Origin of the sequence: Chromobacterium indicum, from assembly GCF_039708975.1 — a bacterium.
In the GTDB taxonomy this organism is placed as follows: Bacteria; Pseudomonadota; Gammaproteobacteria; order Burkholderiales; family Chromobacteriaceae; genus Chromobacterium; species Chromobacterium piscinae.
Window position 1 is genome coordinate 266,497 of the sequence record NZ_JAYFSJ010000004.1, and the last position, 13,720, is coordinate 280,216.

The 13,720-nt window shown below is 66.0% G+C and carries 10 protein-coding genes; 6 read left to right on the top strand and 4 right to left on the bottom strand.

Annotated features, from left to right (window positions below):
• Positions 1-76 precede the first annotated feature (76 nt).
• Positions 77-2,350, top strand: coding sequence for a TonB-dependent receptor domain-containing protein (locus VA599_RS07715; RefSeq protein ID WP_346788156.1), 2,274 nt, complete (start codon positions 77-79; stop codon positions 2,348-2,350).
• A 75-nt stretch (positions 2,351-2,425) separates the two neighbouring features.
• Here VA599_RS07715 and VA599_RS07720 read toward each other — a convergent pair whose 3' ends face one another.
• Positions 2,426-4,060: an APC family permease gene (locus VA599_RS07720; protein WP_346788157.1), complete on the bottom strand. Its 1,635-nt coding sequence runs from the start codon at positions 4,058-4,060 to the stop codon at positions 2,426-2,428.
• A gap of 399 nt (positions 4,061-4,459) precedes the next feature.
• Here VA599_RS07720 and VA599_RS07725 point away from each other — a divergent pair, with 399 nt between their 5' ends.
• Positions 4,460-6,100: a methyl-accepting chemotaxis protein gene (locus VA599_RS07725; protein ID WP_346788158.1), complete on the top strand. Its 1,641-nt coding sequence runs from the start codon at positions 4,460-4,462 to the stop codon at positions 6,098-6,100.
• Here VA599_RS07725 and VA599_RS07730 read toward each other — a convergent pair.
• Both VA599_RS07730 and VA599_RS07735 read right to left on the bottom strand, forming a co-directional pair.
• Positions 6,097-6,597: an RDD family protein gene (locus VA599_RS07730; protein WP_346788159.1), complete on the bottom strand. Its 501-nt coding sequence runs from the start codon at positions 6,595-6,597 to the stop codon at positions 6,097-6,099. The two genes, VA599_RS07725 and VA599_RS07730, sit on opposite strands and share 4 nt — an antisense overlap.
• Before the next feature lie 3 nt (positions 6,598-6,600).
• On the bottom strand, positions 6,601-7,146 hold the full coding sequence (locus VA599_RS07735) for a gamma carbonic anhydrase family protein (protein ID WP_104945398.1): 546 nt from the start codon (positions 7,144-7,146) through the stop codon (positions 6,601-6,603).
• 102 nt (positions 7,147-7,248) lie between these two features.
• Between VA599_RS07735 and VA599_RS07740 the strand changes: the two genes are divergently transcribed.
• The 4 genes from VA599_RS07740 (at position 7,249) to VA599_RS07755 (ending at position 12,007) form a co-directional block, all read left to right on the top strand.
• On the top strand, positions 7,249-9,288 hold the full coding sequence (locus VA599_RS07740) for a M3 family metallopeptidase (RefSeq protein ID WP_346788160.1): 2,040 nt from the start codon (positions 7,249-7,251) through the stop codon (positions 9,286-9,288).
• Between the two features lie 253 nt (positions 9,289-9,541).
• Positions 9,542-10,315: an exodeoxyribonuclease III gene (gene xth, locus VA599_RS07745; RefSeq protein WP_346788161.1), complete on the top strand. Its 774-nt coding sequence runs from the start codon at positions 9,542-9,544 to the stop codon at positions 10,313-10,315.
• A gap of 208 nt (positions 10,316-10,523) precedes the next feature.
• Complete coding sequence (rquA, locus tag VA599_RS07750; RefSeq protein ID WP_104945395.1) at positions 10,524-11,231, top strand: rhodoquinone biosynthesis methyltransferase RquA; 708 nt, start codon at positions 10,524-10,526, stop codon at positions 11,229-11,231.
• A 182-nt stretch (positions 11,232-11,413) separates the two neighbouring features.
• Positions 11,414-12,007, top strand: coding sequence for a hypothetical protein (locus tag VA599_RS07755; RefSeq protein WP_346788162.1), 594 nt, complete (start codon positions 11,414-11,416; stop codon positions 12,005-12,007).
• A gap of 177 nt (positions 12,008-12,184) precedes the next feature.
• Here VA599_RS07755 and VA599_RS07760 read toward each other — a convergent pair whose 3' ends face one another.
• Positions 12,185-12,967, bottom strand: a complete 783-nt coding sequence (locus VA599_RS07760) for a ferredoxin--NADP reductase (RefSeq protein WP_346788163.1) — start codon at positions 12,965-12,967, stop codon at positions 12,185-12,187.
• Positions 12,968-13,720 lie beyond the last annotated feature (753 nt).

The window sequence follows — 13,720 nt, forward strand, 5'->3', positions numbered from 1 at the left end:
TCCTGTTTCCTGCTGTCCGAACGCATGCGCCCCTGGCAGGGCGGTTCGGACAGCGATCACTTTGGAGAGTCAGACAGTGAACAAAAAAATGATGGCGCATTGGGTGAGCGCCGCGATGGCGGTATGCGGGCAGTCGGCGCTGGCGGCCGACGCGGCGCAGGCCGACGGCAAGGTGGAGTTCCGGCCGCTGGTGGTCAGCGGCAGCGCGGCGGGCGGCGCGGAAGCTGACGGCGACCGCGCCGAGAAGCGCGCGCTGGAGAAGCCGGGCGCGTTCAGCAGCCGCGGCGAAAACACCCGTTCCGAATCGCTGGACGCCGTGCTGCGCGGCATGCCCGGCGTGTACACCCAGATCGACCCCAACCAGGGCGCGGTCAGCGTCAATATCCGCGGCATGAGCGGCCTGGGCCGGGTCAACACCATGATAGACGGCGTCAGCCAGAACTACTTCGGCAGCGCGCCGTCGGAGCTGGCCCATGGCGGTGTGCCGACCAGCTCCTTCGGCGCGCTGATCGATCCCAACTTCATCGTCGGCGTCGACGTGGAGCGCGGCGGCTCGGCCGGCGGCAACAGCATCAACGCCTTGGCCGGCAGCGCCAATTTCCGCACGCTGGGCGTGGACGACGTGCTGCGCGAAGGCAAACGCTACGGCGCGCGGGCCAAGTACATGAGCGGCAACAACGGCCTGGGCCGCAGCGGCATGGTGGCCGGCGCGACCCGCCAGCGGCTGGGCGACTGGGGCGAATTCGGCCTGGTCGGCGCGATCAGCAGCAGCTCCAGCAGCGGCACCTACCGCAATGGCTCCGGCGTCGACAGCACCGAGTTCGGCTTCGGCGGCGACCGGAGCTTCAGCCAGAATCCGCAATCGCAGCTGTTCAAGGCCGAATGGCGGTCCAACGCCCGCCACTTCGCCGAGTTGTCGGCGCGGCGCTATCGCAACCACTTCACCAAGCGCGACATCCAGAGCGACGACTACGCGCTGAAGTACCGCTACACGCCGCTGTCGGAATGGGTGGACCTGACCGCGCTGGCCAGCCACGGCAAGGGCCGGCAGAGCTATATGCCGGGCGCGCTGATCAACTTCACCAATACCAGCACCGAGAACGTCAACGACAGCCTGAGCGTGGACAACGCCAGCCGCTTCGACCTGTGGGGCGGCGACGCCACGCTGCGGACCGGCGCCAAATGGCAGCGCAACCGCTTCGTGCGCAATGTGTTCAGCAATATTGACGACCCGGAGACCGCGCAACAGGCGATAGAGAACAACCCGTTCGCGCCGGCCGGCAAGCAGGAGATGCGCTCGCTGTTCGCCAGCCTGGACTACCGCTACGGCATCTTCAACGTGGTCGGCGGCTTCAACTACACCCGCTTCGAGCTGGGCGGCCACAAGCCCGCCTGCCGCGACGATCTGCGCTGCTTCCCGCAAGGCGCGGCCGACATCAGCCTGAAGGAGCGCTATTTCGATCCGTCGCTGTTGATCTCGGCCGAGGTGGCGCCATGGTTCCAGCCCTTCGCCAGCGCGGCGCGCACCTCGCGCGGGCCGAATCCGCAGGAAGTGTTCTTCGCCAACTCCGGCGCCGATTCGATGAACCCCTTCCTCAAGGGCGAGCGCGCCGACACCGTGCAGCTAGGCTTCAATTCGATGTTTCACGGCCTGCTGAGCCGCGACGACACGCTGCGGCTGAAGCTGCTGGGCTACCGCTCCAAGATCGACAACTACATCAGCAGCACGATGTTCCGCATCTGCCAGGACGGCGCGCGCTGCAGCTACGCTGACGTCAACACCGGCAAGGCGGAGGAGGCGGACGTCAGCGACACCATGTACGTCTACACCAACACGGTATCGCCGGTGCGCACCCGCGGCTGGGAGCTGGAGGCCAACTACGATGCCGGCTTCGTTTACGCGCGCTTGTCGTACAGCCGCGAGCGCACCAGCCAGCCGCCGTCCATCGCCGCCGCCAATTTCAACTTCGGCGACATCACCGAGCTGCCGTCCAGCTATTACTCGCTGGACGTCGGCGCGCGGTTGCTGGAGCGCAAGCTGGAGCTGGGCGCGATCTTCCGCAAGGACGGCGAGAGCTACCGCATCAATGTCGACCGCACGCAGGACGACATCACCGGCGACGTGGAGAAGGAGCAGCAGAACGCGACGCCGACGCTGATCGACCTGTACGCCAACTACAAGCTGAACAAGCAGCTGACCTTGCGCGCCGGCGTCAGCAATCTGACCAACCGCAGCTACTCGGCGCCGCTGAACGTGATGAATGCGATGCCGCTGCAATCCACCGATTGGACGCCCAACGCCACCGGCCGCGGCCGCGCGTATTCGGCCACCGTGGAATGGCGCTACTGAGCGTTTTCAGATAGCCCGGACGTAAAAAAGCCGACTGCCTGGGCAGTCGGCTTTATTTTGAGCCGGGCTGGATGATCAGCTGCGCTGAACGGCGGGCTTGCCGGACGGCGCGTTGTCGCGCTGCATCTCTTCCACCAGCTTCGGATCGTGCTCGTCGCGCAGGTAGCGGGTGTACCAGCCGCTGTTGACGCCCCAGAAGTAGAAGCCCAGCGCGGCGGCGGCCACTACGGCCATGTCCACGCCGTACGGCAGGATGCCGAGGCCGCCGAAGTCTGTGCTGCCGATCCAGGACAGCAGCGCCATCGTCGGCAGGTAGAGCACCATCCACATCGCGCCCTTCAGCTCGCGGGAGAATTCCGGCCAGCCAGCCTTGGCCTGGTACCAGATGTAGACCGGCAGCGCGGCCACGATCAGGAACAGGATCTGGCCGGTCAGCGGCCAGCGCGCCCAGTACAGCACCAGCGAGGCGCAGACGAAGGCGAACGGCGCGACGATGTTCAGGCCGGCCAGGCGCAGCGGGCGCGGCAGGTCCGGCGCGCAGCGGCGCAGCGCGGCGGCGCTGATCGGGCCTGTCAGGTAGGAGATCACGGTCGCCACCGAGATCACTGCCGCCAGCGTGCCCCAGCCGCGGAAGAAGAACAGGAATACGAAGGACACCGCCAGGTTGAACCACATCGCCGGACGCGGAATGCGGTACAGCGGGTGGATGCGGCCGAAGATCTCCGGCATGGTGCCGTTGCGCTGCATGCCGTAAATCATTCGCGAGGTGGACGCCATATAGGTGGCGCCGGTGCCGCTGGGGCTGACGAAGGCGTCGAAATACAGGGTCATCATCAGCCAGTTCAGGCCCAGGGCCATCGCCAGCTGGGCGAACGGCGAGCTGAAGTCCAGGCCCTTCCAGCCGTGGGCCAGCTCGGACGGCGACAGCGCGCCGAGGAAGGCCACCTGCAGCGCGACGTAGATCACCGCGGCCAGGAGGATGGAGCCGACCACGCCGAAGGGCACGCTCTTGCCCGGATTGCGGGCCTCGCCGGCCAGGTTGATCGGGCTCTGGAAGCCGTTGAAGCTGAACACGATGCCGCTGGTGGCCACCGCCGTCATCACGCTGGCCCAGCCGAAAGGCGCGAAGCCGCCCAGCGCCGGGTTGTTCAGGTTTTCCGAGTGGAAGCCGCTGTAGACCAGCGCGCCCACCGTCACCGCCGGCACGATCACCTTGAAGATGGTGATGGCGCTGTTGGCCTTGGCGAACAGCTTCACGCCCCAGTAGTTGAGCAGGAAGTAGGCGACCACCAGTACGGCGGCGAAGGACAGGCCGACGGTGCTCAATTCGCCTTCGCGGTACAGGTTGTGCGCCCATTCATAGGGCCAGGTGCTCATGTACTGCACCGAGGCCTCGGCCTCGATCGGAATCACCGACACGATGGCGATCCAGTTGGCCCAGGCGGCGATGAAGCCCAGCAGCGAGCCGTGCGAGTAGCGGGCGTAGCGCACCATGCCGCCGGACTCCGGGAACATGGCGCCCAATTCGGCGTAGCTCAGCGCGATGGAAAGAATGATCACCATGCCGACGATCCAGGCGACGATGGCGGCCGGGCCGGCGATCTGCGCGGCGTGGGCGGCGCCGAACAGCCAGCCGGAACCGATGATGGAGCCAAGACCGGTCAGCATCAGCGCGATAGGGCCGATGTGGCGGGAGTGTTGTTGTTGCAAGGGCGAATCTCCTGTCATTTGAACGATGACGGGCAACATCGCTCCCGGGGAGGCGCGCACGCGCCGGACGGGTCCGGGGGAGGTTGCCCACATAGCCGGGTGGGCCCGGTCTTATGTAAATCGCGCCTGCCGGGCAGGCGGACCGCACAGGCGGGAACGCCCAAGCGGTCTAGGGGATGTCGAAGCAGCCGGTTTCGGCTTGGCGTGGAGGAAATCATGATGTTGCATCCGTGCTTGGCCGCAACGCCGAATCTTGTCCGACACGCCGACCCGAATTTCGGGTGCGCGGATTGTAACGTAATGTGAACAATTTTTGTTGCTTGTGTTATATGTCTTGAAATCTTTACGTCATAAATACTGGTTAGGATGAGGGCCCCGAAGTTCTGCGCAGCGCCCGCCATGTCCCTGATCAAACGCCTGTGGCTGACCATCGCCTTCACCCTCGCCAGCCTGGCGCTGGCGATGGCGCTGACCGGCCAGCAGCTGTACTCCTTTACCCGCCATGTCGACAACTACAACCGCCTGCAGCAGTTGGCGGCCAATCTGCAGCAGCTGAAGGCCGTGTCGCTGTCGTTTTCCCGCGCCGATCCCTTGCTGCCGGAAACCGCCGAACGCCTGAAACAGGCCGAGCGGCAGGTGGCCGGCCTCCGGCGCGATATCCATGACGCCTTGCCGGCGGCCGACGCCGGCGTGTTCGACGGCGCATTGCGCGGCCATTGGCAGGCTTACGCCGCCAACCTGGGCAGCGCCATCCGCATCGCCGAGACCGCGCCGCAGGACGCGCTGTCGATTCCGGAGCAGGCCTACCAGAACGATCTGGCGCCGCTGATCGCTCAGACCGACGCCCAATTGAAGAAGCGCGACGGCGAGCTGGCGGAGGAGAAGGCCGGCCTGGCCGAGGCGCTGTCGCGGCTGGCGCCGCTGATCCTGGGGCCGCTGGCCTTGGCCAGCGCGCTGGTGGTGCTGATCCAGCTGACGTTGGCGCGCCGGCTGCGCCGCCAACTGGCGGCGATGGCCCAGGCCGCCGACGCGCTGGGCGAAGGCAATCTGGCCGTGCGCCTGCCCGACCGCGGCGGCGACGAGCTGGCGCACGCGGCGTCGCGGATCAACCGCTTTCTGGACCATCTGGCCGGCTTGCTGGACGAAGTGCGCCGCCATGCCGGGGCCAACCAGGACGACAGCCGCCGGCTGCAGCTGTTGACCCGGCAGAGCGCCGACGCCAGCCGGCAGCAGACGCAGAAAAGCCAGCTCAGCAACGAGGCGGCGGCCGAGATCGCCGGCCATGCCGACCAGGTGGGGCTGCATATCGAGGCGGCGCTGGATTGCGCGCGCGGCGCGGCGGCGGCCACCGCCCAGGCGCGCCGCCAGGGCGAGCACAACGCCGCGACGATGGGCCTGCTGGCCGAGCGCATCGCCACTGCCAACCTGGAAATGCAGACGCTGGGCCAGGCGCTGTCGGCGATAGGGCAGATCAGCGCGCTGATCCGCGATGTGGCCGAGCAGACCAATCTGCTGGCCTTGAACGCGGCGATCGAGGCAGCGCGGGCCGGCGAGGCCGGCCGCGGCTTCTCGGTGGTGGCCGACGAGGTGAGGAAGTTGTCCGAGCGCACCGCTTCGGCCACCAGCGGCATTTTCGACAGCCTGCGGCAGATGGAGCAGGCCAAGGGCGCGCTGGGCGAGGCCGTCGCGGCCGCCGGCAGGGCCGGACGGGACGGCCAGGATGCCCAACTGGCGCTGGATGGGGCGCTGGCCGCGGTGGACGGGGCCTTGGCCGGGCTGGGCGGCTTGATGGCCGACATCGGCGCGGCGGGCGAGGGGCAGACCCAGGCCGGCGGCAATATCCGCCAGCACGGCCATGAGCTGGCCAGCCTGGCCCTGCACATCGAGCAGCAGATGCGAGAGGCCGAGCCGCTGATGGAGCAGCTGGCGGAATCCGCCGGCGGACTCAACCAGGCGCTGGCCTGGTTCCGGCTGGACGCGCCGGCCAGCGCTGAGTCGGGCCGGACGGAGATGCCGCGCGGACGGCTGGCGCCGGCTTAGCGGCGGCCGGGGAAGGCGGCCGGCTGCGGCTTGCGCCGCACCACCACGGTGCGTGCCAGCTTGTCGTGCCAGCCTTGCTTGCGGGCGTCTATGCCCACCCACACGAGGCCCAGGCAGAACGGAATGATGGAGACGAAGTAACCGAGGTAGCGCAGCGCCGCCTGACCGGGCGTCAGCGGCGCGCCGGTGTCGGCGTCCACCACCCGCGCGCCCAGCATCATCTTGCCCGGCGTCGCGCTCTTGTAGATCCAGAACAGGATGACGGCGACGGCCGGCAGCAGGTAGTTGACCAGGAGTTCCGCCAGCGAGCCGGCGCCGCTCAGTTCGGCCAGGTCCGGTATCCCGCCGACGGACGCCGCCTCGCGTCCGGCCAGCAGCCACAGCAGCGGAGCCGACACGATCAACAGCAGCACGGTGTCGACCAGGCTGGCCAGCACCCTGGCCCAGAACCCGACGTATTCCAGCTCTTCTTCATGGACTTGCGGCGAATCCGCCATCGCTCAATCCTCCAGATTGACCTTGTGCTTGTCGGCCACGCGCAGATAGTGCTCGGCCGAGTATTTGAAGTAGGCCAGCTCCTTGTCGGTCAGCGGCCGCGCCTGCTTCACCGGGTTGCCCAGGTACAGATAGCCGGACTCCAGCCGCTTGCCCGGCGGCACCAGGCTGCCGGCGCCGACCAGCACCCGGTCCTCTATCACCACGCGGTCCAGCACGATGCTGCCGATGCCGATCAGCACCTCGTCGCCTATGGTGCAGCCGTGCAGCGTGACGTGGTGGCCGATGGTGACGTGGCGGCCGATGATCAGCGGTGCGCCTTCCGGATCGGCGGCGCTTCGGTGGCTGACGTGCAGCATCGCGAAATCCTGCACATTGCTGTTCTCGCCGACGTGGATGCGGTTGACGTCGCCGCGGATCACCGCGCACGGCCAGACCGAGGCGCCGGCCTCCAGCTTCACCTCGCCGATGACCACGGCCGCCGGATCGATGTAACAGCCGTCCGCGATCTCCGGATGGTGGCCGTCGTATTGGCGGATATTGCTTTTCATCGTTTCGTCCTTATCTCTGTGAGCATGTATTGTGCCGGCCGCGCGCGCCGGCGCGCAAATTCCCTTATCATAATCAGCCCGCCCCGACAGGATGTTGAAGCCATGAGCCAGAACCCCTTACTTGATTTCTCCGACCTGCCGCGCTTCGACGCCATCAAGCCGGAGCACATCACCCCGGCCCTCGACGTATTGCTGGCCGACGCCCGCGCCGCGATAGACGCGGTGGTCGCCGCCGGCGGCGACAACTGGGACGCGGTGGTGGAGCCGCTGACCGACGCCACCGAGAAACTGGGCCGCGCCTGGGGCGTGGTCGGCCATCTGAACGGCGTGGTGGGCAACACCGAGGGCCTGCGCGAGGCGTACAACGCCGAGATCCCGCGCATCTCCGCCTTCTTCACCGAGCTGGGGCAGAACCTCGATCTGTTCGCCCGCTTCAAGGCGGTGGCGGCCAATCCCGCCTTCGCCGCCGCCAGCGCCGCGCAGAAGAAAGTGATCGAAAACGACCTGCGCGACTTCCGCCTGGCCGGCGCCGAACTGCCGGATGCCCAGAAGGCGCGCTTCGCCGAGCTGTCCAGCCGCCTGGCCGAGCTGTCCAACCAGTTTTCGCAGCACGTGATGGACGCCACCGACGGCTTCAGCCTGTACATCGAAGACGCGGCCGAGCTGGCCGGCATTCCCGAGGACTCGCTGGCCATGTACGCCGCGATGGCCGAGGCTGACGGCCAGCCGGGCAAATACAAGCTGGGCCTGCAGTTCCCGCTGCTGTTCCCGGTGCTGCAATACGCCGACAACCGCGCCCTGCGCGAAAAGCTGTACGAGGCCAACGCCAAGCGCGCGTCGGAATTCGGCCCGGCCGAGCAGGACAACGGCCCGCTGATCCGCGAAAAGCTGAAGCTGGCCGCCGAAGAGGCGCAGCTGCTGGGCTTCGCCGACTACGCCGAGCTGTCGCTGTACACCAAAATGGCGGAAAGCCCGAAGCAGGTGATCGACTTCCTGCGCGATCTGGCCCGCCGCGCCAAGCCCTACGCCGAGCAGGACCGCGCCGAGCTGGAAGCCTTCGCCCGCGACGAGCTGGGCCTGGACGCGCTGCAGGCCTGGGACATCAGCTACGCCAGCGAGAAGCTGCGCGTCGCCCGCTACGCCTTCTCCGAGCACGAAGTGAAGCAGTACTTCCCCGAGCCCAAGGTGCTGCAAGGCCTGTTCGGCGTGGTCGGCACCTTGTACGGCGTGCGCTTCGCCGAGCGCCAGGTCGCCGCCTGGCATCCGGACGTGCGCTACTTCGAAATCTTCCAGGGAGACGCGCTGCTGGGCGGTTTCTATCTCGACCTTTACGCCCGCGACGGCAAGCGTCCTGGCGCGTGGATGGACGACGTGCGCGGCCGCCGCCGCAAGGGAGGCCAGGTGCAGACCCCGGTGGCCTATCTGGTGTGCAACTTCAGCCGCCCGGTCGGCGACAAGCCGGCCTACTTCACCCACGACGAGGTGATCACCCTGTTCCACGAATGCGGCCATGGCCTGCATCATCTGCTGACCCGCATCGAGGTGGCCGGCGTGGCCGGCATCAGCGGCGTGGAATGGGACGCCGTCGAGCTGCCCAGCCAGTTCATGGAAAACTTCTGCTGGGAATGGGACGTGCTGCAGGGCATGACCGCGCACAGCGAAAGCGGCCAGCCGCTGCCGCGCGATCTGTACGACAAGATGATCGCCGCCAAGAACTTCCAGTCCGGCATGCAGATGGTGCGCCAACTGGAGTTCTCCTTGTTCGACATGCAGCTGTACACCGCCGGCAATCCCGACAGCGTGGACTGGCTGGCGCTGCTGGAGCAGGTGCGCGACGAGGTGGCGGTCAACCGTCCGCCGGCGTACAACCGCTTCCCCAACAGCTTCAGCCACATTTTCGGCGGCGGCTACGCGGCCGGCTACTACAGCTACAAGTGGGCGGAAGTGCTGTCGGCCGACGCCTACGCCGCGTTCGAGGAGGCCGGCGGCGCCAATCCGCAGGTGGGCCGCCAGTTCTGGGATGAAATCCTGGCCGTGGGCGGCAGCCGCCCGGCGCTGGAATCGTTCCGCGCCTTCCGCGGCCGCGACCCCGAAATCGACGCGCTGCTGCGCCATTCCGGCATGGCGCCGGAGGCGGCGTAAAAAAAATTGAAACTTTAGGAACTCGCCTGGAATAGTCCGGCTCTAATCTTTTGCTCAGGGTTGTCTTCCGGAGCAGCAAGCGAGCCAGACGCGTATCAGGGGTAGTGATATAGTGTCTATTGACGCCTCCGCCGACTGCGGAGGCGCTTTTTTTTGCCTTGCCGGCGGCGAGGCGCGAAAATCCCTCAACAGCCGGGCCGGCTGCTGCTATGGTGTCGGCCTTCATCTTTATCCCATTCTGGAGTTCTCGCCGATGCGTTTTGCCACCTGGAACGTCAATTCCCTGAAAGTCCGCCTGCCGCAGGTGCTGCAGTGGCTGGCCGACACCGGCGTCGAAGTGCTGTGCCTGCAGGAACTGAAGATGGACCAGGACGTCTTCCCGCTGGCGGAGATCAAGGCGGCCGGCTACCGCGCGGCCTGGTTCGGCCAGAAGACCTACAATGGCGTCGCCATCCTGGTGCGCGCGCCGCTGGAGATGACGGACGTGGTCGCCGGCATTCCCGGCTACGGCGACGAGCAGCGTCGCGTGATCGCCGCCACCGTGGACGGCGTGCGGGTGATCTGCGGCTACTTCGTCAACGGCGAGGCGGTGGATTCGCCCAAGTACCCGTACAAGCTGGAATGGCTGTCCAAGCTGGAGGGCTACGTCGCCGCCGAGCTGGCCAAGCATCCGAACCTGCTCTTGCTGGGCGATTACAACATCGCGCCGGAAGACCGCGACGTCTACGATCCGGAAGGCTGGCATGAGCAGGTGCTGTGCAGCACGCCGGAGCGCGACGCCTTCCGCCGCCTGATCGCGCTGGGCCTGTCCGACAGCTTCCGCCTGTTCAATCAGGAGGAAAAGCAGTACAGCTGGTGGGACTACCGCCAGATGATGTTCCGCCGCAACAAGGGCGTGCGCATCGACCACATTCTTGTCAGCGACGCGCTCAAACCCCGCGCGCAGGCCTGCGAGATCGACAAGGCGCCGCGCAAGTGGGAGCGCCCGTCCGACCACACCCCGGTGGTGCTGACGCTGGCCGATTGACCGGGCCGTTTCGCCAGCCAGACGGCCCGGCCTTGCGCCGGGCCGTTCGCTTTGGCGCGCCGATGAGGTTGCCGCCGCATGGATGCGGCGCTTATAACGACGTTGGAATATGCCTTCCGCGTGGCCGGGCCAAGGTTTGGCCTGGCTCAAGCCGAGGGGAAAAGACGCTTGTTAAGCTGGTTCCATCACTGATAACCGGTAACCCACCATGACCACACTGAACACGCGCGCAAGCGCTGGCGACCCCTACTACCAGGACGTTCCGGACTACATGACCGAGGTCTACGACTGGGCCTACGTCAACCCGCGCAAGGCCAGGATGCTGGACCACAAGCTGGTGGTGCGCACGCTGCTGTTCGGCAACGACCAGCGGCTGATGCGCGCCTATCTCGATGAAATCCGGCCAGGCGAGCGGGTGTGGCAGGTCGCCCACGTCTACGGCGACCTGGTGCAGCGCGCGGCGGCTCGGGTCGGCGAGCGCGGCCGCTTCACGCTGACCGACGTCACCCCCATCCAGGTGGAGCTGGCCGAGGGCAAGCTGGCCGGCGTGCCGCAGGCCGGAGTGGTGCGAGCCGACGCGGCCCGCTACCAGGCAGATCAGCGGCCGGACCTGGTGTGCAGCTTCTTCCTGCTGCACGAGGTGCCGGAAGGGATGAAATCGGCCATCGTCGACAATATGCTGGCCCAGGTGGCGCCGGGCGGGCGGGCGATGTTCGTCGATTACCACCGTCCCCGCCCGTGGCAGCCGATAGGCTGGCTGCTCAAGTGGGTGAACCGCGCGCTGGAGCCGTTCGCCGAGGCGCTGTGGAACAAGGAGATCGCCGCCTACGCGCGCGAGGCGGAGCGGTTTGACTGGCGCAAGCGCACGGTGTTCGGCGGCGTGTACCAGATCGTGGTCGCGCAACGGCGCGATTGAGCCCGGCGGGCAAGTGGGCGCCGCGGGGGCAGCGGTTTTGTCCCTTGTACGTCGCGTTACATGGCCTTACAAGGCGCTAACAGACGGGTGGAGGGGGCGGGACTAGGATACGTCTCAAGGAAACACCAAACACGGTGCCTTGCGGAGGTGGAAGCCTCCGTTACCGACCTGGAGATGAAATCATGAAAAAGCTGACCCTTCTTGCCCTGTCCGCCGTATTCGGCCTGAGCTCCGCCGCAGGTTTCGCCGCACAGGTCGTTCCGGCTTCCGCTCCCGCCGCCAAGGCAGCCCCGGCCGCCAAGAAGGCCGAGAAAAAGACCCCGGCCAAGATCCACCACGCCAAGAAAGGCGAAAAGGTAGGCGCTTCCGCGCCGCAGAAGGCTCAAGCCGCCAAGGCCGAAGCTTCCGCTCCGGCGAAGAAGGCCGCCCACAAGCACGCCAAGAAGCACGCCGCCAAGAAGGAAGCTTCCGCGCAGAAGGCCCAAGCCGCCAAGTCGGACGCTTCGGCTCCGGCCAAGAAGGCCCATAAGTCCCACGCGAAGAAGCACGCTGTGAAGAAGGAAGCTTCCGCGCAGAAGGCCCAGGCCGCCAAGTCCGATGCTTCGGCTCCGGCGAAGAAGGCTCACAAGACCCACGCCAAGAAGCACGCTGTGAAGAAGGAAGCTTCCGCGCAGAAGGCCCAGGCTGCCAAGTCCGACGCTTCGGCTCCGGCCAAGAAGGCTCACAAGACTCACGCCAAGAAGGCTCATAAGGCTGCCGCTTCGGCCGCCAAGTGAAAAAACCAGACAGCAGTCTGGCTCGCATAAAAACTGGGGAGGCTTTCGCCTCCCCTTGTTTTTGTCGATGTCCGTTCTGTTCACCGTTCCGGAGGAAGGGCGGGGACGGGCAAAAAAACGCCCCGCAAGCTTTGGTTTGCGGGGCGTTTTCGCGTCTGCGCGGGGCGGACGGATGGATCACTTCTCGACGAAGGCGCGCTCGATCGCGTAATCGGCCGGCTCGCCCATGCGCGGGGATTCCTTGAAGCCCATGCCGTTCAGGATTTCGCACAGGTCGTGCAGCATGCTCGGGCTGCCGCAGATCAGCACGCGGTCGTGTTCCGGATTCAGTTGCGGCAGGCCGATGTCGGCGCACAGCTTGCCGTTGGTGATCAGATCGGTCAGACGGCCTTCATTGCGGAACGGCTCGCGGGTGACGGTCGGGTAGTAGATCAACTTTTCACGCACCATGTCGCCGAAGAATTCGTTTTCCGGCAGTTCCTTGGTGATGTAGTCGTGGTAGCCCAACTCGCTGACCCAGCGCACGCCGTGGGTCAGGATCACCTTGTCGTAGCGCTCGTACACGTCCGGGTCCTTGATGATGGACATGAACGGGGCGAGGCCGGTGCCGGTGGACAGCAGGTACAGGTTTTTGCCCGGCAGCAGGTTGTCCTGCACCAGGGTGCCGGTGGGCTTCTTGCTGATCATGACTGTGTCGCCGACCTGCAAGTGCTGCAGACGGGAAGTCAGAGGGCCGTCCTGCACCTTGATGCTGTAGAACTCCATGTGCTCTTCGTAATTGGAGCTGACAATGGAGTAGGCGCGCATCAGCGGCTTGCCGTTCACCTCCAGGCCTATCATCACGAATTGGCCGTTGATGAACCGCAGGCCCGCGTCGCGGGTGCAGGTGAAGCTGAACAGCGTGTCGTTCCAGTGATGGACGGACAGGACCTTTTCAGCGGTCAGATTAGGAGAGGACATAAGCTCGTGCGACTCACAAAATTTAAAGATCGGACAATATTGCGCTGCAAAGATTCTAACCCGTTTGCCCGCCCCCTGCTTGTTCGTGCGGCTTCGGGTGTTGTATGGCGGCATGCTTGCCTGTGCTTGGGACGGCGCCGCGCCGGCGTGGGCCGGGGTGGACGCGATCGTGAATGGCGCCTAGCGGATTGTCCAGGCCGTGGCGCGCGGTTGCAGCATGGTAACTGACAGCGCATAGCATGCGGAAGATTGTTTGCTGATTTTTTTATCGTTTTCCGTTATTTGGACGTGCTATAGCGGGCAGCGCTTGATCTGAAGCAAAGAGGGCGTCCCGGTGTCGGGACGCCCTCTGAATGAATTAAGGGGGATTTTACATCGCGGCCGCGCCGCCTGAATCGTTCATGGCGCGGGCCTGTCTGCGACAAGGCGTGCGTTGAAGCCTGCACGCCACCCTGAAGCAGGGCGCTGCGAACACACCGTTCTGGCCGGCGCATCGATGATGCGCCCGCGACGGGCGCTTGGACGGAAATATCGCTTCCGGGTATTGCCGGTACTGCCCATGCGCCGGGCCGTCAATCGCGATGAAGGCAGGCTTGCCTGGGGCCGCGGGGAGATGCATCCGTCCTGGATGCTCGTTGGGCATTGCTGACACCTCCGGTGCCGACCGCCGCTCCGTAACGTGGGCGCGGTCGCAATGCCAATTCATGCGCGGGTCCGCCGGACAAGCTCGCCAAAGACATCCGAGCTTTCCGC

Bases quoted from the DNA above. Each gene is read 5' to 3' on its own strand.
- VA599_RS07725 (WP_346788158.1), top strand. From the start codon at position 4,460: ATGTCCCTGATCAAACGCCTGTGGCTGACCATCGCCTTCACCCTCGCC.
- VA599_RS07730 (WP_346788159.1), bottom strand. From the start codon at position 6,597: ATGGCGGATTCGCCGCAAGTCCATGAAGAAGAGCTGGAATACGTCGGG.
- VA599_RS07735 (WP_104945398.1), bottom strand. From the start codon at position 7,146: ATGAAAAGCAATATCCGCCAATACGACGGCCACCATCCGGAGATCGCG.
- VA599_RS07740 (WP_346788160.1), top strand. From the start codon at position 7,249: ATGAGCCAGAACCCCTTACTTGATTTCTCCGACCTGCCGCGCTTCGAC.
- xth (WP_346788161.1), top strand. From the start codon at position 9,542: ATGCGTTTTGCCACCTGGAACGTCAATTCCCTGAAAGTCCGCCTGCCG.
- rquA (WP_104945395.1), top strand. From the start codon at position 10,524: ATGACCACACTGAACACGCGCGCAAGCGCTGGCGACCCCTACTACCAG.
- VA599_RS07755 (WP_346788162.1), top strand. From the start codon at position 11,414: ATGAAAAAGCTGACCCTTCTTGCCCTGTCCGCCGTATTCGGCCTGAGC.
- VA599_RS07760 (WP_346788163.1), bottom strand. From the start codon at position 12,967: ATGTCCTCTCCTAATCTGACCGCTGAAAAGGTCCTGTCCGTCCATCAC.